At 48.9% G+C, this 16138-nt stretch carries 13 protein-coding genes and 1 pseudogene; 10 read left to right on the top strand and 4 right to left on the bottom strand.

The features are described 5' to 3' along the window. Nucleotides 1-128: 128 nt before the first annotated feature. Together FHS56_RS11230 and FHS56_RS11225 are read right to left on the bottom strand one after the other, a co-directional pair. Nucleotides 129-803, bottom strand: a complete 675-nt coding sequence (locus FHS56_RS11230) for a class I SAM-dependent methyltransferase (protein ID WP_166920871.1) — start codon at nucleotides 801-803, stop codon at nucleotides 129-131. A gap of 283 nt (nucleotides 804-1086) precedes the next feature. Further along, nucleotides 1087-1281: pseudogene (locus FHS56_RS11225) on the bottom strand (IS5-like element ISHysp1 family transposase); the annotation flags it as partial. A gap of 218 nt (nucleotides 1282-1499) precedes the next feature. Here FHS56_RS11225 and FHS56_RS11220 point away from each other — a divergent pair. From FHS56_RS11220 to FHS56_RS11185, 8 genes are read left to right on the top strand one after another with little or no spacing between them, the layout of a single operon-like run. Beyond that, a complete protein-coding gene (locus tag FHS56_RS11220; protein ID WP_166920869.1) occupies nucleotides 1500-2123 on the top strand; it encodes a TetR/AcrR family transcriptional regulator in 624 nt (207 codons plus the stop codon). Beyond that, a complete protein-coding gene (locus FHS56_RS11215; protein WP_243844217.1) occupies nucleotides 2120-3721 on the top strand; it encodes an acyl-CoA carboxylase subunit beta in 1602 nt (533 codons plus the stop codon). The genes FHS56_RS11220 and FHS56_RS11215 overlap by 4 nt, the downstream gene beginning before the upstream one ends. 12 nt (nucleotides 3722-3733) lie before the next feature. Beyond that, nucleotides 3734-5794 (top strand): acetyl/propionyl/methylcrotonyl-CoA carboxylase subunit alpha, encoded by a 2061-nt coding sequence (locus tag FHS56_RS11210; protein ID WP_166920867.1) that lies wholly within the window; start codon nucleotides 3734-3736, stop codon nucleotides 5792-5794. Next, nucleotides 5791-6606 (top strand): enoyl-CoA hydratase-related protein, encoded by an 816-nt coding sequence (locus FHS56_RS11205; protein WP_166920864.1) that lies wholly within the window; start codon nucleotides 5791-5793, stop codon nucleotides 6604-6606. The genes FHS56_RS11210 and FHS56_RS11205 overlap by 4 nt, the downstream gene beginning before the upstream one ends. Before the next feature lie 22 nt (nucleotides 6607-6628). Then, nucleotides 6629-7498, top strand: coding sequence for a BKACE family enzyme (locus FHS56_RS11200; RefSeq protein ID WP_166920862.1), 870 nt, complete (start codon nucleotides 6629-6631; stop codon nucleotides 7496-7498). A gap of 4 nt (nucleotides 7499-7502) precedes the next feature. Beyond that, a complete protein-coding gene (locus tag FHS56_RS11195; protein WP_166920860.1) occupies nucleotides 7503-8276 on the top strand; it encodes an SDR family oxidoreductase in 774 nt (257 codons plus the stop codon). Nucleotides 8277-8290: 14 nt separating this feature from the next. Then, on the top strand, nucleotides 8291-9994 hold the full coding sequence (locus FHS56_RS11190) for an AMP-binding protein (protein ID WP_166920858.1): 1704 nt from the start codon (nucleotides 8291-8293) through the stop codon (nucleotides 9992-9994). 19 nt (nucleotides 9995-10013) lie between these two features. Beyond that, nucleotides 10014-11504 (top strand): acyl-CoA dehydrogenase family protein, encoded by a 1491-nt coding sequence (locus tag FHS56_RS11185; RefSeq protein ID WP_166920856.1) that lies wholly within the window; start codon nucleotides 10014-10016, stop codon nucleotides 11502-11504. Here FHS56_RS11185 and FHS56_RS11180 read toward each other — a convergent pair. After that, nucleotides 11501-12304 (bottom strand): PhzF family phenazine biosynthesis protein, encoded by an 804-nt coding sequence (locus FHS56_RS11180; RefSeq protein WP_166920854.1) that lies wholly within the window; start codon nucleotides 12302-12304, stop codon nucleotides 11501-11503. The genes FHS56_RS11185 and FHS56_RS11180 overlap by 4 nt on opposite strands. A gap of 424 nt (nucleotides 12305-12728) precedes the next feature. Between FHS56_RS11180 and FHS56_RS11175 the strand changes: the two genes are divergently transcribed. After that, nucleotides 12729-13688: a sodium-dependent bicarbonate transport family permease gene (locus FHS56_RS11175; RefSeq protein WP_166920852.1), complete on the top strand. Its 960-nt coding sequence runs from the start codon at nucleotides 12729-12731 to the stop codon at nucleotides 13686-13688. Here the strand turns inward: FHS56_RS11175 and FHS56_RS11170 are convergent. Then, on the bottom strand, nucleotides 13677-14606 hold the full coding sequence (locus FHS56_RS11170; protein WP_166920850.1) for a LysR family transcriptional regulator: 930 nt from the start codon (nucleotides 14604-14606) through the stop codon (nucleotides 13677-13679). The two genes, FHS56_RS11175 and FHS56_RS11170, sit on opposite strands and share 12 nt — an antisense overlap. 91 nt (nucleotides 14607-14697) lie before the next feature. Between FHS56_RS11170 and FHS56_RS11165 the strand changes: the two genes are divergently transcribed. Next, a complete protein-coding gene (locus tag FHS56_RS11165) occupies nucleotides 14698-16134 on the top strand; it encodes an NADP-dependent isocitrate dehydrogenase (RefSeq protein ID WP_166920848.1) in 1437 nt (478 codons plus the stop codon). The last annotated feature ends 4 nt before the right edge of the window (nucleotides 16135-16138 follow it).

Genomic DNA, 16138 nt, shown 5'->3' with positions numbered 1-16138 from the left:
GGTTGAGGAGGAAAACGAGATGTTATTCAAAAAGTGAAGAGATGTTGAGAATAACCATTGCCTTATTTATCGCAAAAAGGAATGGAAATTTATCTGTATTTGGTTACTAATTCCCAAAAAGGGAATGATTAATTTGTTTTTATTTTATAACCAACACAGTAAATACTCTCATGTTTTCTTTCGAATAAATCAACAGATCCATCAAATTCTACAATTTTTACATTCTTAAATCCAACATATTCAACTAAATATTTCAAATTTTCTTCATCGAATAGATATTTATGATGCCCATCCATGTATGCTATATAGTTTATGTAATCAATCTTTGTTGTATTGTTAAAAGCAGGTTTATATCCCAAAAAATGGCTAGGTAATTCTTTATTTTCATAATAAGCGTTTATATAAATTCGAGCATTTGGAACAGCAATTCTTAAAATTCCTTTTGCTGGTTTCAAAACTCTATAAAATTCCTTAAGCAAGAAAATTATCTCTTTAAAATAAAAATGTTCTAATGTATGGGAAGTATAAATATAATCTAAAGAATTATCAGGAAACGGAAGCCCATTTCTTAAATCCCATACGAGATCAGATTTATAATTAAGGTCTAAAGTAAACCAACCATCTCTTTTGAAATCGCCTCCACCAACATCAATTTTTATTTCATTTTCTTTCTTCAAAATTTGCTTCACTCTTATTTTTGTTTGAAACCCTTTGATTTCAAAATAAGCTGATTTTAAAATTAGGGTTAGAAACTTAGATCTCTTGATAAGGTTTTTTAAATAATCAAAAGTCATCTTATCCATATTGGACTATTCCTTTTATGGTTTTTAAACAACTGTTTCTTAACCTAAATTCACAATTTATAAAAAAACTCGTGCTTTGTCCAAAAACAAGCCCATACCCTACCCAGCCTGACCCAACCCTACAGCTTTTCGCATAACCACCCTTCACTTTCATACCTCTCCTACTATCAAAAACATGTTAATTATTCCCACTTTAAACACTATCTCCTTCCTGATGTTCTCAAACTTCCTACTAACTACTAACTACGTGCTCCCCAAACCATCGCTTAAACACTGAAAAGAGAGTTTGTCTGTATGGTAGTCTCAGGGCAAACTTTATGAAGAGGAGCAGGAGTATTAGCTTGTCTGTGTATAGTGGTGGTCTTCCTGTTTTTCTGATCTGCTCTGTCTCTGCCTCTATACCAAATCCTTCAGGGTCTATTAGTACCTCTCCTCTTTTTATTAGCTCCTTGTTGTATTTACTCCAATCCCTTTTCATAGTTGTCTATTTTAACAGATAGGGCTTTTTAGACAAAGCAGCTCAAAGCGATAAAAAATGAACTGTCCCAGTGTGCACCCCTATCAAAAGGGACTTACTGAATGCGTTTCTGCTTGTTCTTTGTGAAAAAAACAAAAAAAAGTTGCACTAATTTTTGATTTTTTGAAATAAAAGCATATTATTATTTGTAAAATTAGAATTGTATTTCTATTTCGCTTATGCTTTTGTCAAAAGTAAATACCAAGAAAAAAATATTGGAGGCGGCATTGGAGCAGTTTAACCGGCGTGGATTCGCACAGGTGAACATGAAAGACATTGCCGAGGCTGCCGGCATCAGTCCCGGCAATTTGGCGTATCATTTCAAATCGAAAGAAAGCATTTTGCAAGCCCTTTATGAGCAGCTGGAAAGTGAACGCCAAAAACTCTTATCGGCGGTTTTGCAGTTGCCCACCTTCGAGCATGCTCATGAGAAGACGCAAGCTATCTTGGAGCTTAGCTACCGTTTCCGCTTTTTTTATTTGAACACCCTCGACATAGCCCAAGAAAGTGAGGAAGTAGCTGCCGCTTTGCGTGCACACATAGAAGCCCACATCGCTTATCTGAAAGGCATGCTGGATTACGCCGTAGGAGCCGGCAATTTGCAAGCCCGCCCCGAAGGCTACAATAGCTTGGCACATACGCTCTGGATGGTGCTCTTTTTCTTTCCTATGCAGCAGGCAATTCGTCGCCAAGCCGATAACTGGCAGGAAGCCCGCTTGCGCATGTGGCACTTGCTTTTGCCCTATGCCACTGAAAAAGGCAAAGCTAAAATAGAAAAACTCATTCAAAACAATGCTCTATGAGAATGCCCGTATTTAAAAGCCGTTGGCAGCCCAATGAAAGTAGCCGGCAGCAGGCTGCCCAAATGCAACAACTGCTCGATGAGTTGCAAAAGCACTACAATTCTTGTCTTTTTCAAGGCGAAGAGAAACACATACAGAAGGCACGAAAGCAAGGGAAGTTGTTGGCGCGCGAGCGCATCGAGTATGTTTTAGATGAAGGTTCGCCTTTCTTAGAGCTTTTGCCGCTTGCTGGTTTAGGTGGCAAAAGCTCTTCACCGGGTGGCACTACGGTGGGGGGCATCGGTTGTGTGTGTGGGCGTTGGGTGATGGTGATTTCCAACGTAGGAACTGAGAAGGGCGGTGCCATTGACCTGCCTACCCTACAAAAGAGCTTACGCCTCAACGAGATTGCCCGAGAAAATGAGCTGCCGGTCATTAATTTTGTGGAGTCGGGGGGTGCCAACTTGCCCGAACAAGCCAAAATATTCAATTATGGCGGGGCAATTTTTCGGGAAATTACCCAACGTTCAAAGATGGGCATCCCTACCATTTCGGTAGTGATGGGCAATGCCACTGCAGGAGGGGCTTACGTGCCCGGCATGAGCGATTATACCATCTTTGTTCGCGAACGTGCAAAGGTATTTTTGGCTGGTCCGCCTTTGGTGAAGATGGCAACCGGTGAGGTGGTGGATGAAGAGAGTTTAGGGGGGGCTGAAATGCATGCCACACAGTCGGGCGTTGCCGATTTCCTCGCCGATAATGAGCTGGATGCTATCCGTTTGGCACGTGAAATTGTAGGGCAGTTGCGCCCGCCGCGCACACACTTTACCCCCAAGCATACGCCTTTACCGCCTCGCTATGCTGCCGATGAAATTGTGCAGATAGTGCCACCTGACCCCAAGCACCCCTTCGATATACGCGAACTGATAGCCCGCATTGTCGATGATTCGCGTTTTTTGGAATTCAAACCTTTGTGGGGGCGTACGTTGGTTACTGCCTGGGCTGAAATACACGGCTACCCGGTAGGCATCATTGCCAACAATGGCGTGCTTTTCTCTGACTCTGCCAACAAAGGAGCGCATTTCATTGAACTGTGCAACCGCCAAGAAAAGCCCATTCTTTTCTTGCAAAACATCACTGGCTTTATGGTAGGTAAGCAGTATGAGCAGGAAGGCATCATCAAGCACGGTGCCAAGCTCATCAATGCCGTATCGAACAGTGAGGTGCCCCACATCACGCTGATGGTAGGGGCGTCGTACGGAGCCGGAAACTATGCCATGGCGGGGCGTGCCTACCGTCCACGCTTCTTGTTCAGTTATCCCAACAGTCGCATTGCAGTGATGGGACCCGACCAACTTGCCGGCGTAATGGAAATCGTACAAAGGCAGTCGGCAGCTAAAGCGGGCATCCCTTTCGACGAACAACAAGCCGCCATGCTGCGCCAACATTTGATGCAGGAGATAGAAAAGACCTCGAATGCATGGTACAGCACCGCCCAAGTGTGGGACGATGGCGTCATAGACCCACGCCTCACGCGCGATTATTTGGGTATTTGTTTGTCGGTAGTAAACAATGCCCCCATTCGACCTTCCAACACTTATGGTGTGTTCCGCATGTAACTATCCAACATCATGATACACGACATACGCAAAATATTGATAGCAAACCGTGGTGAGATAGCCCGTCGTATTCAGCGCAGCTGCCGCAAGATGGGCATTGCTACTGTGGCTGTTTATAGCGACGCCGACCGCTACATGCCTTTTGTGGCAGAAGCCGACGAAGCCTATGCGTTGGGAGGCAACACCCCCTCGGAAAGTTATCTGAACATAGAAAAAATAGTAAACATCGCTTTGAAGGCGGGAGTTGATGCTATTCATCCCGGCTATGGTTTCTTGTCGGAAAATGCGGACTTTGCCCGTACGGTAGCACGGCTGTCGCAACAACGGGTGGAAGCTGGCGGGGCACCCCTGCTTTTCATTGGTCCGAATGCCGATGCTATCGAACAAATGGGCTCAAAAGCCAAAGCTAAAGCCCTGATGGAAGCACAGGGCGTGCCTACGGTGCCCGGTTTTCGCAAAGTCGGTGCTTCTTGTGAAGAGATGAAACAAGCAGCCGCTTCCATAGGCTACCCTGTATTGCTGAAGGCAGTGGCAGGTGGTGGTGGCAAGGGCATGCGTATCGTACGCTCACCCGAAGACTTCGAAGCTGCTTTTGCGGCAGCAAAGCGCGAGGCACTTCATGCCTTCGGTGATGACGAATTGCTGCTTGAACGCTATTTCGAGGCAGCTCGCCATATTGAATTTCAGATTTTAGGTGACCGACATGGGCACATCGTACATCTTTTCGAGCGGGAGTGCAGCATTCAGCGGCGTTATCAAAAAATCATAGAGGAGTCGCCCTCACCTGTTTTAAGCGAAGAAGAACGGCAGGCAATGGGGGCAGCTGCTCTAAGGGCAGCACATGCCCTCAATTACGACAATGCAGGCACCGTAGAGTTTATCTATGTAGGCAAAGGCGAATTTTATTTTCTGGAGGTCAATACCCGCCTGCAAGTAGAGCACCCCGTAACCGAAGCCATCACTGGCTTGGATTTGGTGGAATGGCAGATACGCATTGCCGCGGGCGAGCCTTTCCCCTACCGTCAGGAAGAGCTGCGCCAGCAGGGCTACGCCATCGAAGCCCGCTTGTGTGCCGAAGACCCGGCACAAGATTTTCGCCCTTCTACAGGCACCATCCATTACTGGCAAGTGCCTCAGCTGCCTTATCTACGCATAGACAGCGGCATTGAAAGCGGCTGCGATATATCGCCCTACTACGACTCTATGATTGCCAAAGTCATTGTGCACGCTGCCGACCGCAGGCAAGCGCTGCAGCGGCTGCATTATGCACTGGAGCAAATCCTTTGTTTGGGCATACGCCACAATTTAGCTTTTCTGAAAGCGCTTTGCCTCGACCCTGATTTTGTGCGGGGCGAATACGATACCCACTTTTTGGAAAGAAAGCAGACACTCACGAAAGCAGGAGAGACGCCACCCCTCGCTTTGCTAAGAACGTGGGCAGTGGGCTTGACGCTGCATCGTGTAAGCTTTGCTGTGCAAGGACGAGGGCTGCTACCTTCGCTTGTGCCTAATTGGCGCAATGTGCCCCAAGCTACTTTGCCCTACGGCTGGAAGTTAGGCAACCAAATCATCACGGTAGAATGTAGCCCCCTTGCCGAAGGGCTTTTCTGCTGCAAAGGCGAAGGATGGGAAGGACACGCCCGCCTGCTGCAGCTTCTGCCCAGAGAAATTGTTTTCGAATGGGAAGGGCAGCGTTTTGCCCTCACCATCATAGAAACCGACGCTGTGGAGCATCGCTATGTAGTATGGCAAGCCATGCAGGGCAGCATCGAAGCCTTTTTATTGCCCCGTTTCCCCGAATTAAAGACCGAACTTCCCGAAGGCAGTTATCAGGCAGAAATGCCGGGACAGGTTACGCGTCTGCTGGTGAAAGCAGGCGACCACGTGAAGAAAGGGCAACCTCTCTTGGTGTTCGTTTCCATGAAAATGGAAAACCAAATGCATGCTTTGGAAGAGGGCATTGTGAAGGAGATATACGTGGAAGAAGGAGCCAACATAGAAGCAGGCACCTGCCTGATTCAGATAGAGCCCCTAAAACAAGAACAAACCGAAGGAAAAGCAAAAGAGTCATGAATACCTATTTTTCCGAAATAGCCGAGGACGCCCTGCAGCGCTTTCGTTGGCACTTTATTGAGTGCCGTGAAGAAGCCGACTGCCTATGGCTGACCCTAAACCATGCCGAACGGCACAATGCCCTGAATCCGGTCATGTTGAACGAGTTGGCTTATGCTTTGGCTTATGCCCAAAACAACCGCCGGCTGCGCTTTGTGATGCTGACGGCTCGGGGACCGGTTTTTTGTGCCGGTGCCGACCTCAAAGCGATGATGGGAGGCATAGAACACCATTCGACGGTGCCGCCTGCCCAGCGTCCTTTGGTGGTGCATGAGCTCTTCGAGCAATTCACCAAACCCCTGATTACGGGCATCACGGGCAATGTGCTTGCCGGTGGCATGCTGCTGGTGACGGCAAGCACTTTTGTAGTAGCTCACCGTCAAGTGCACTTTTCATTGCCCGAGGTGAAGCGCGGGCTTTTCCCTTTGCAGGTAATGAAAGCCCTTGCCGGCTTTATGCCTGCGCGACAGGCGCTTAACTGGTGTTTGTTGGGCGAAGCGCGCCCTGCCGAAGCACTGTTGCCTTATGGTTTGGTAACCCATCTGGTGGCGCAAGCCGCAGAAGTGGAACCTACGATGCGGCAACTGGTGGAACAGCTGCGCGAAGGTGCCCCCTTGGCTATGCAGGCAGGCATCGACGCTTATCATCATTTGGAGCAGCTCTCTCATGAAGCCTTGAACCACAAGCTCATGCAGCTGCTGCAAACCAAAGATGCACAGGAAGGCATCCGTGCATTCAGCGAAAAGCGAAAACCTCAATGGATAGGAGAATAAACTTACCAAAAACGCAATACTTATGGCATCTGACAAAAAAGTAGTCATTACTGCAGCTCTCACCGGGGTGCTGGCAACACGCGACCAATGCCCCTACATTCCTTACACCCCCGAAGAAATAGCCGAAGAGGGCAGACGTGCCGTCGAAGCCGGTGCGTCGGTCTTGCACATACACGCCCGCCAAGACAACGGCGCCCCCGCCTACGACATAGAAACCTATCGTCGCATTTACGAAGAAGTGCGCAAGCGCTGCCCCGATGTTATCATCAACTTCTCTACAGGTGCCATCGGTATTTCGAAAGAAGAACGCATCCACCACATTTCGGCACTGAAACCCGATATGGCAGCCTTGAATATGGGCTCTATGAACTATGCCATCTATTCGCCCAAAACCAAGCAGTTTTATCACGACTTTGTTTTTCAAAACCCATTCAAAGATATACGCTTCTTCTTGGAGCGCATGAACGAAGCGGGCACCCTGCCCGAAATGGAGGTCTTTGACTGCGGGCACATCAACAATGCCATGCCTTTCATAGACATGGGCATTTTGAAGCCGCCCTATGTCTTCAGTTTTGTGATGGGGGTGCTTGGAGGTATTCCTGCTACCACCGAAAACCTTTTGCATCAGGCACGCAGCGTACCGCCCGGCTCACATTGGCAGGTCATTGGCATCGGGCGCAAGCAGTGGGCACTAGCAGCTGCCGCCATTACCATAGGTGGACACATACGTGTAGGCTTAGAAGACAACTTCTATTTGCCCGAGGGTGCTATGGCAAAATCGAACGGCGAGCTGGTAGAAGCTGCCGCCCGCTTAGTGCGTACGCTGGGGCGCGAACCGGCTACAGTAGCCGAGGCAAGGCAGATGTTGAATTTATCTGTGAAAAATTTGTAAATTTATGTTTAGCAGCGACTTACTGAAAGAAAGAATAGCTGTAGTAACCGGCGGAGGCAGTGGTATAGGCTATGCCATAGCCAAACAACTTCTAAACATGGGCGCGACCGTATGCATCAGCGGAAGAAAAGAAGAAAAGCTGCGGGCAGCTGCTGAAAGCCTTGCCCCCTTTGGAGAAGTGTGTTACTGTGTTTGCGACATACGCGAGCCCGAACAAGTGGAAGCTTTGGCTGACTTCATTGCCCAGCGCTATAAACGTCTCGATTTTCTTGTGAACAATGCCGGCGGGCAATTCCCTGCCCCTGCCGAACAAATCACCCCTAAGGGATTCCATGCCGTGGTGAATAACAACCTCAATGGCACATGGAATATGACCTACACCATGGCAAACCGCTTTTTCATTCCGCAAAAAAGCGGCAGCATCGTCAACATCATTGCCAATATCTACCGTGGTTTTCCCGGCATGATGCACACAGGCGCGGCACGTGCCGGTGTGGACAATATGACCAAAACGCTGGCAGTAGAATGGAGCCGTTATGGCATCCGTGTCAATGCCGTGGCACCCGGTATCATACAATCGACCGGACTGGAGCAGTACCCCGAAAGCATCAAACAAGGCATTGCCGAAACTATACCTCTCAAGCGCTTGGGTACCACCGAAGAGGTGGCTTACCTGACCGCTTTCCTGCTTACCCCCATGGCTGCCTACATTACCGGTGAAACCATCTACATAGACGGGGGGCAGCGCTTACGAGGCGATATGTTTAAACTCAACTAAAACAAGGAAAAGCCATGGCAACAACCCTCAAAACCCCTGACGTACAGACCCTGCCCACTCAATTGCATTACTTCCTGAAGTGGGAGAAAGAAAAACCCCATGCCGTCTTTATGCGGCAGCCCTTCGGCAAGGAATGGAAAACCATCACTTGGGCACAAGCCGGCGACGAAGCTCGGCGCATAGCGGCTGCCCTCAAAGCCATGGGCGTAGAAAAGGGCAGCTTGGTGGGCATTCTGTCGAAAAATTGCTATCACTGGATACTCTCAGACCTTGCCATTATGATGAGCGGGGCGGTATCGGTGCCTTTTTATGCCAACCTGGCGGCACACGACCTGCGTATCGTGCTCGAAAAAAGCGAAGTAACCCACCTTTTTGTGGGCAAGCTCGACGACGGCTATTGGCAGAAAGTGCGCGAAGCCGTGCCCAAACATATCCAAATCATACACTTCCCGCACTATCCGGGCAATTCGAAAGTAGAAGACGGCGAAGCGTGGGATGAGTTGTTGCGCCGCCATGAACCTCTGCAAGAGGTGTATGAGCCTACCCGCGACGACCTGTGGACCATTCTCTTTACATCGGGCACGACGGGCACCCCCAAGGGCGTGATGCTGAAGTTTCGCTCGCCGGCGCTTTTTCTCGAAAGCGAACTGCGCCACAACGATATAGGGCTGTTTAGTCTGAGCGAAGGGCGTTTCTTCTCTTATCTGCCGCTCAATCATATTGCCGAGCGTATGGCTATAGAAATGTCTTGTCTGTATTTAGGTGGCACCATCTCTTTTGCTGAATCCATAGATACTTTTCTGCAAAACCTGCAAGACACTCAACCCACACTTTTCTTTGGCGTGCCGCGCATCTGGCAGAAATTTCGCTTGGGCATTCTGGAGCGCTTTGGCGAAAAGAAATACAATACCCTTACCCGCCTGCCACTGATAGGCAGCTTACTCAAAAAAATTATACGCAAAAAACTGGGGCTTGCAAAGGTAGAACTTGCTTTGACAGGTGCCGCCCAAACCCCCGACGCCGTGAAACAGTGGTTTATGGATTTGGGCGTTTTCGTGCGCGATGTGTATGGTATGACCGAAAACTGTGCTGGCTGCTGTATTATGCCGCGCAACCGCAACAAAGCGGGCACTGTGGGCAAGCCTCTTACCGACGTAGAACTGAAAATAGACCCCGACAGCAGCGAAATACTCATGCGTGCCGAATGGCTCATGGAAGGCTATTTCAAAGACCCCGAAAAAACGGCAGAGGTATTGCGTGGAGGGTGGCTGCACACCGGCGATTGCGGCGAAATAGACGAAGAAGGTTTCTTGAAAATCACCGGACGCCTGAGCGATGCTTTCAAAACTGCCAAAGGTATGTTCATTTATCCGGGTCCTTATGAAGAGCAATTTGGCAAGTTACCCTATGCCGAACAGGTGTGTGTAGTGGGCTTAGGACAAATGCAACCTCTGGTGCTTATATCGCTTTCGGAAATGGGGCAAAAAGAAGACCCCAAGATAGTAGAGGCTGCTATTGTGGAACTGCTCCAGCGCATCAACAACCCTCTGCCTACCTATCAGAAGCTGGCGAAGGCAGTGCTTACTTCCGAAACGTGGAGCGTAGAAAACAGCCTGTTGACGCCCACACTGAAAATACGCCGCCCTCAAATAGATGCTCGTTATGGCGACTATTATGAGGAATGGCTCATGAAAGAAGAAACGGTTATATGGTTGTGAAATAAAAACAAAAAACGCAATGAAAGAATATTATTTTACCGAAGAACACGAGCTGTTTCGTGATGCTCTGAAACAGTTTTTGGAAAAAGAAGTGCTGCCTTACATAGACGAGTGGGAGGCACAACAGAGAGTACCCAAAGAAATATGGAAAAAATTTGGCGAACAGGGATTTTTAGGTCTGCACTATCCCGAACAATACGGAGGTGCTGGCTTGGATTTCTTCTACAGCGTGGTCTTTTGCGAAGAGATTTCTAAACTCTTTTCTGGCGGCTTTGGCGTTATCCCCACAGTCACACAGTACATGTCTTCTACCTATGTGTATAAATTCGGTTCGGAGGCACTCAAACAAAAGTATTTAGTGCCGGTCATTAAGGGCGAGATGATTTCTGCTATAGGCATTACCGAACCCGGTGCCGGTTCTGATGTGGCAAATATACAAACCCGTGCCGTGCGTCAAGGCGACCACTACATCATCAATGGGCAAAAGACCTTTATTTCCAATGGTTTTTATGGCGACTACGTCGTGTTGGTGGTAAAGACCAATCCCGAAGCGGGCGTTCATGGCTTTTCCTTGATAGTGGTGGACCTCGACAGCCCCGGTATCTCTAAAAACAAACTCAACAAACTGGGCTGGCATGCTTCCGACACTGCCGAGCTCTTTTTTGAAGACGTGAAGGTGCCTGTCGGCAACCTCATAGGTGAAGAAGGCAAGGGCTTTTTCTATCTGATGGACGGCTTGCAGTTAGAGCGCCTGGTGGGAGCTATTGGAGCAGTGGCGGGCACCGAAGCCCTCATCGATTACACCCTCAAATACATGAGCGAACGGCAGGCTTTTGGGCGTCCTATCAACAAATTTCAGGTGTTGCGTCATCGCATGGCACAGCTGCATGCCGAGACCGAGGTCATCAAACAGTATGTGTATTACTGTAGCCGTCTGCAAAATGAAGGCAAATATGCGGTGAAAGAGTGCTCTATTGCCAAGCTGCAAGCCACCGAATTGGCAAACAAAGCTGCTTACGAGTGCCTGCAGATGTTTGGCGGATACGGTTATATCGAAGACTACAAAGTAGCGCGGGTTTATCGCGATGTGCGCATACTGACCATAGGAGGGGGCAGCTCGGAAATCATGCGTGAGATTCTTGCCAAAATGCTCATCGACGACAAGAAATACGAAAGACCGCGCCCGCAAACAGCCCAAGAAGTTGCCGCATCGGCAGCAGTAGTAGAGGAAGTGATGCAAGCCATACGGCAGCGTGCCGCCCAAGGTTCTTTGGGCACCAGTTTGAAGTTTGACTTCGGTTCCAAAAAACTGTTCATCGACGGCTCATCGGGCACTAATGTGGTGAGTGAAGAAGACCGCGAAGCTGCCTGCACCATACTCATCAACCCCGAAGACATGCAGGCACTGCTGCGAGGAGAGCTGAACCCCATGAGCGCCTTCATGTCGGGAAAAATAAAAGTACAGGGCGACATGAGCGTGGCAATGAAACTGCAAAGCCTGCTGAGTTAAGAGGACAGCAGTTGCGCTTGCAGGCGTCCGCTCCATATGGTGACGGCTTCCCCTTTGAGTATTACCTGCTTGTCGAGCAGTTCCATCTCTACGATGCCCCCACGCTTCGAAGCTTGGAAGGCACGTAGAGATGTTTTTTGTAGGCGTTGCGCCCACAAGGGAGCCAAGGCGCAGTGTGCCGAGCCCGTAACCGGGTCTTCGTTCACTCCGCAGTTGGGACCAAAAAAACGCGACACAAAGTCGAAAGGAGGTTGCGCTGCTGCCGTAATGATAATGCCTCGGTAAGGATAAGTGGCAAGCAAGTGGAAGTTGGGCACACAGGCGCGCACCGCTGCTTCGTTGTCCAGTTCTACTACTAAGTCGAAGGTGCTGCGAAAGCAGGCTTTTACTGGGCTGTTGAGCGCCTGCCCCAATCCTTCGGGTATGTCTATGCTTTGGCAGGGCAGAGCCGGAAAAAGCATGTGGTAGCGCTCCGCTTCTTTTGAAACACACAACAAACCACTTTGTGTTTCAAAAAAAAGTTGCTTTTCCTTTGTCTTGCCTTCGCTGAACAAAACGTGTGCTGCGGCAAGTGTGGCATGCCCGCACAGGGCTACTTCGGTGGTGGGCGTAAACCAACGTAGGGCATAACTGCCTTTGGCTAAAGGATGCATAAAAGCAGTTTCGGAAAGGTTCATCTCGGCAGCAATTGCCTGCATCAATTCAGTGGCAAGGGGGGCAGCAGTAAGGCATACTGCTGCCGGGTTGCCTGCAAAGGGGCGCCCAGTAAAAGCATTGACCTGAAAAAGGAAGTTTTCCATGTGTGTCTTTTTTGCTAAAAAAGATACAACGAGCTTTGCCCTTTTCAAATTTTTGAAACAAAAAACAGCACACGGGTGATGGTGGTGAAAAAATGAGCCCAACGTTTGTTTTTTTAGTACCCGTTGTTTATCACTCGGCATGTCATTTCTCTCTCACGCAATTCGTTATCTCGAACGAGCGGAGCAAATGAGAGCCCTCAACCAAAGCAAGCCATAAAAAGCAAAGAGATTGCTCGCTTGTGCTCGAAAGGACAAGCAGGATGTCCAGCGTGAAAGGGGACAAAACAGAAGGGAAATGAAGCAGGGCGCGGAGGCGTGAGTGTTTGCCATTGTGCTCATAGATGTCCTCTGTGGTGAAGCAACCGTGTAATGTGCTGCAAATTTTATAGCTTTGCCCATTGGTCAAGACAAATAATTTTTTATCATGAATCCGGATTTGATTCTTAGCAACTTTACCAACCCCGCCCTTCTATTTTTTCTCTTGGGGATATTGGCTACTCAGCTCAAAAGCGACCTGCAAATCCCCAACAATTCTTCCAAGTTTATTTCTTTGTATCTGCTGTTTGCCATTGGTTTTCGTGGAGGGCAAGAACTTGCTCACGAACATTTTTCTTGGGATGTATTGGGGGTTATGGGGCTGGGGCTTGTTTCGGCGATTATCATTCCGCTTTATTCGTTTTTTATTTTACGCCGTCGCTTAAACCCTTATGATGCCGGTGCAGTAGCGGCTTCTTACGGCTCGGTAAGTGCTGTTACTTTTGTGACAGCCACCCTCTTTTTGGAAAGCATGCAACAGCAGCTGCACGGCTATATGGTAGCCACCATGGCTATGATGGAAGCGCCCGCCATTGTTGTGGGCTTGTTACTCATCAATTTTTTTAGCGACAGCAGCCAAAGGGTAAAAAAGCGTGTAGCGGTGCAGCACGCGCTTACTAATGGCAGCGTATTGATGGTTTTGGGGAGCCTTATCATTGGGCTGCTTGCCTCCGAGAAGCAAGCCGCAGGCATTCGCCCCTTTACCCAAGACATCTTTCAGGGCTTTTTGGCTATTTTCCTGCTCGACATGGGCATTTCTACGGGCAAAAACCTGCGGGCTTTTTTTACCTATGGATGGTTTAACTTCTTCTTTGCCTTGTTGATGCCTTTGCTCAACGGTATTTTGTTTGCCTATATCAGTGCTTACTTCACCGATGTGGTTTCGGACCGCTTTTTGGTAAGCGTGTTGGCAGCCAGTGCCTCTTATATTGCCGTGCCGGCAGCCATGCGTATTGCCGTGCCACAAGCCAATCCCGGTTTGTTTTTGCCCATGGCACTGGGCGTAACCTTTCCTGTCAATATCACTGTGGGCTTGCCACTTTACTATAGCTTGGTGTCATCCTTTTAAAAAAGGGCGCATCCAAGCAAAATGCTCATCGAAAAACTGATTTTGAATGCTTTCTACATAGCGAAGGAAAGCTTGTGCTACCGGTAACAGTCGTTTTTCTTTGTGCCATACAAATTGCCACTCGGTGCGTAGTGGAAAGTCGGGCGTTTCTATGAGCTGTATCTGCCCGAGCAACAATTCGTTGCGTAAACTCACCAGCGGTAAAATAGCCCAACCCATGTCGGCAATGATGGCTTGTTTGATAGCATCCGAAGAGTTGAAATCGGTAAAATGCTTGATGGCAATGCTTTTCTTTTTCAAATAAGCGTCGGTCATCTGACGGGTGCCCGAGCCTTCTTCACGCAATAGGGCGGGGGCTTGGGGCACGATGTCTTCGAAGCGCAGCTTTTGCCAGCGCGATTGTTGCCCAATGACGGGCACCAAGTAGTTGGGCATGAAAGGCAGGCTGTTGAGCTGCATGGATGACGGCGGCAAGGTGAGCAAAGCAAAGTCTATACAGTTTTGGCTAAGGTCTTTCACTACTTGCTCCTTGTCCTTTATCCATAGTTTTATTTGCACTTGCGGATAGCAACGGTTAAAACCCCGTATGAGAAAAGGCACTATGTATTGTCCTGTGTGCACCGCCGATAAGCGCAAATTACCCTCTATTAAACCCATGTAGAGCGCTTGTTTTTGGGCTATCTGCTCGCTCATGGAAAGCATCTCTCTTGCTAAAGCGGCTATCTCTTTTCCAAAGTCCGTGATTTGTATGCGGCGTTGTACCACCTCGTACAAAGGCAACTGAAATTGCTGCTGCAGATTTTTGAGCTGCACCGATACTGCCGGCTGAGTCAAGTGCAAAGCTTCGGCGGCAGCCGTGATGCTGCCTCTTTCTACTACTTCCAGAAAAATGCGCAATTGATGTAAGGTGTAGTTCATAAAATCTATTTATGATGAACATTGAAAATTTAAATAAAAATTTATGAATTAAAAAAGCTACCTTTGTTGCAGCTAATCAAAAAAACATTGTATGAGCATCTCAAAGAAAGTAACTTATTGTGTAGGCGACGGCATTGGTCCCGAAATCATGGAAGCCGTTCTTTCCATTATGGAAGCCGCCCGTGTACCCATCGAATGGGAAGAAGTGTTGATTGGCGAAAAGGTATATTTGTCGGGCAATACTTCGGGCATCAGTGCCGAAGCATGGGAGACCATCCGGCGCAATAAAGTATTCCTGAAAGCACCGATTACTACACCCCAAGGGGGCGGATACAAAAGCCTGAATGTAACCATTCGCAAGTCTTTGGCTTTGTTTGCCAATGTGCGTCCTTGTCGCAGCTATGCTCCTTTTGTAGAAACCAAGCATCCGGAAATGGATGTTATCATCGTGCGTGAAAACGAAGAAGACCTCTACGCTGGCATCGAACATCAGCAAACCGACGATGTAGTGCAGTGCCTCAAACTTATCACCCGCCCGGGCTGCGAGCGTGTTATTCGATATGCTTTTGCTTTGGCGCGTCAGCAGGGGCGCAAAAAAGTAACTTGCTTCTCGAAAGACAATATCATGAAGCAAACCGACGGTTTGTTTCATCGCGTGTTCGATGAAATTGCCCGCGAATATCCCGACATAGAAGCCGAACACATGATTGTGGACATCGGTGCTGCCCGTCTGGCAGATACCCCTGAGCGCTTCGATGTGGTGGTGATGCCCAATCTGTACGGCGACATCTTGTCCGATGTAGCCGCTCAAATTTCTGGTTCGGTGGGCATGGCGGGTTCTGCCAATATAGGCGAGCAGTGCGCCATGTTTGAAGCCATTCATGGTTCTGCCCCCGATATTGCCGGGCAAAACATAGCCAACCCTTCGGGGCTGCTTCAAGGGGCAATCATGATGCTCAACCACTTGGGGCTGGGCAGCTATGCCGAAACCATTCAAAATGCATGGTTGCGGGTGATTGAAAAAGGCATTCACACTGCCGATATTTACCGCGAGGGGCGCAGCACTCAAAAGGTATCTACTCGTGCATTTGCCGAAGCAGTCATTGCCCACTTGGGTGAAAAGCCGCAACAACTCAAGCCGGTTAGCTATAAAGACGGTTTGCAGATTCAAATCCCCAAATATGAGCGACGTCCTCGCAAAAAAGAGCTGCTGGGGGTAGATGTGTTTGTGGACTGGGACGGCACCCGCGCCGACGAGCTGGCAGAAAAGCTGCAGGCAATTCAGGGCAACCACTTGCGCTTGAGCATGATTACCAACCGTGGCGTGAAAGTCTGGCCCAACGGTTTCGATGAAACCTTCTGCACCGACCACTGGCGTTGCCGCTTTGAATCTGCCGAACCAGTAGATGCCGCCGAAGTGCCAGCTTTGTTGCAGCGAGCTTTGCAAGCGGGCATCGACGTCATCAAGACCGAGAATCTTTATACCTTCGATGGACAGCGGGCTTTCTCTTTGGGACAGGGACAGTAAACAA

This window comes from Thermonema lapsum (assembly GCF_011761635.1).
In the GTDB taxonomy this organism is placed as follows: domain Bacteria; phylum Bacteroidota; class Bacteroidia; order Cytophagales; family Thermonemataceae; genus Thermonema; species Thermonema lapsum.
This window is presented reverse-complemented; position numbering and strand designations above follow the sequence as displayed.

Excerpts from the sequence above, each read along its gene's own strand:
- FHS56_RS11230 (WP_166920871.1), bottom strand. The coding sequence starts at position 803 with ATGGATAAGATGACTTTTGATTATTTAAAAAACCTTATCAAGAGATCT.
- FHS56_RS11220 (WP_166920869.1), top strand. The coding sequence starts at position 1,500 with ATGCTTTTGTCAAAAGTAAATACCAAGAAAAAAATATTGGAGGCGGCA.
- FHS56_RS11215 (WP_243844217.1), top strand. The coding sequence starts at position 2,120 with ATGAGAATGCCCGTATTTAAAAGCCGTTGGCAGCCCAATGAAAGTAGC.
- FHS56_RS11210 (WP_166920867.1), top strand. The coding sequence starts at position 3,734 with ATGATACACGACATACGCAAAATATTGATAGCAAACCGTGGTGAGATA.
- FHS56_RS11205 (WP_166920864.1), top strand. The coding sequence starts at position 5,791 with ATGAATACCTATTTTTCCGAAATAGCCGAGGACGCCCTGCAGCGCTTT.
- FHS56_RS11200 (WP_166920862.1), top strand. The coding sequence starts at position 6,629 with ATGGCATCTGACAAAAAAGTAGTCATTACTGCAGCTCTCACCGGGGTG.
- FHS56_RS11195 (WP_166920860.1), top strand. The coding sequence starts at position 7,503 with ATGTTTAGCAGCGACTTACTGAAAGAAAGAATAGCTGTAGTAACCGGC.
- FHS56_RS11190 (WP_166920858.1), top strand. The coding sequence starts at position 8,291 with ATGGCAACAACCCTCAAAACCCCTGACGTACAGACCCTGCCCACTCAA.
- FHS56_RS11185 (WP_166920856.1), top strand. The coding sequence starts at position 10,014 with ATGAAAGAATATTATTTTACCGAAGAACACGAGCTGTTTCGTGATGCT.
- FHS56_RS11180 (WP_166920854.1), bottom strand. The coding sequence starts at position 12,304 with ATGGAAAACTTCCTTTTTCAGGTCAATGCTTTTACTGGGCGCCCCTTT.
- FHS56_RS11175 (WP_166920852.1), top strand. The coding sequence starts at position 12,729 with ATGAATCCGGATTTGATTCTTAGCAACTTTACCAACCCCGCCCTTCTA.
- FHS56_RS11170 (WP_166920850.1), bottom strand. The coding sequence starts at position 14,606 with ATGAACTACACCTTACATCAATTGCGCATTTTTCTGGAAGTAGTAGAA.
- FHS56_RS11165 (WP_166920848.1), top strand. The coding sequence starts at position 14,698 with ATGAGCATCTCAAAGAAAGTAACTTATTGTGTAGGCGACGGCATTGGT.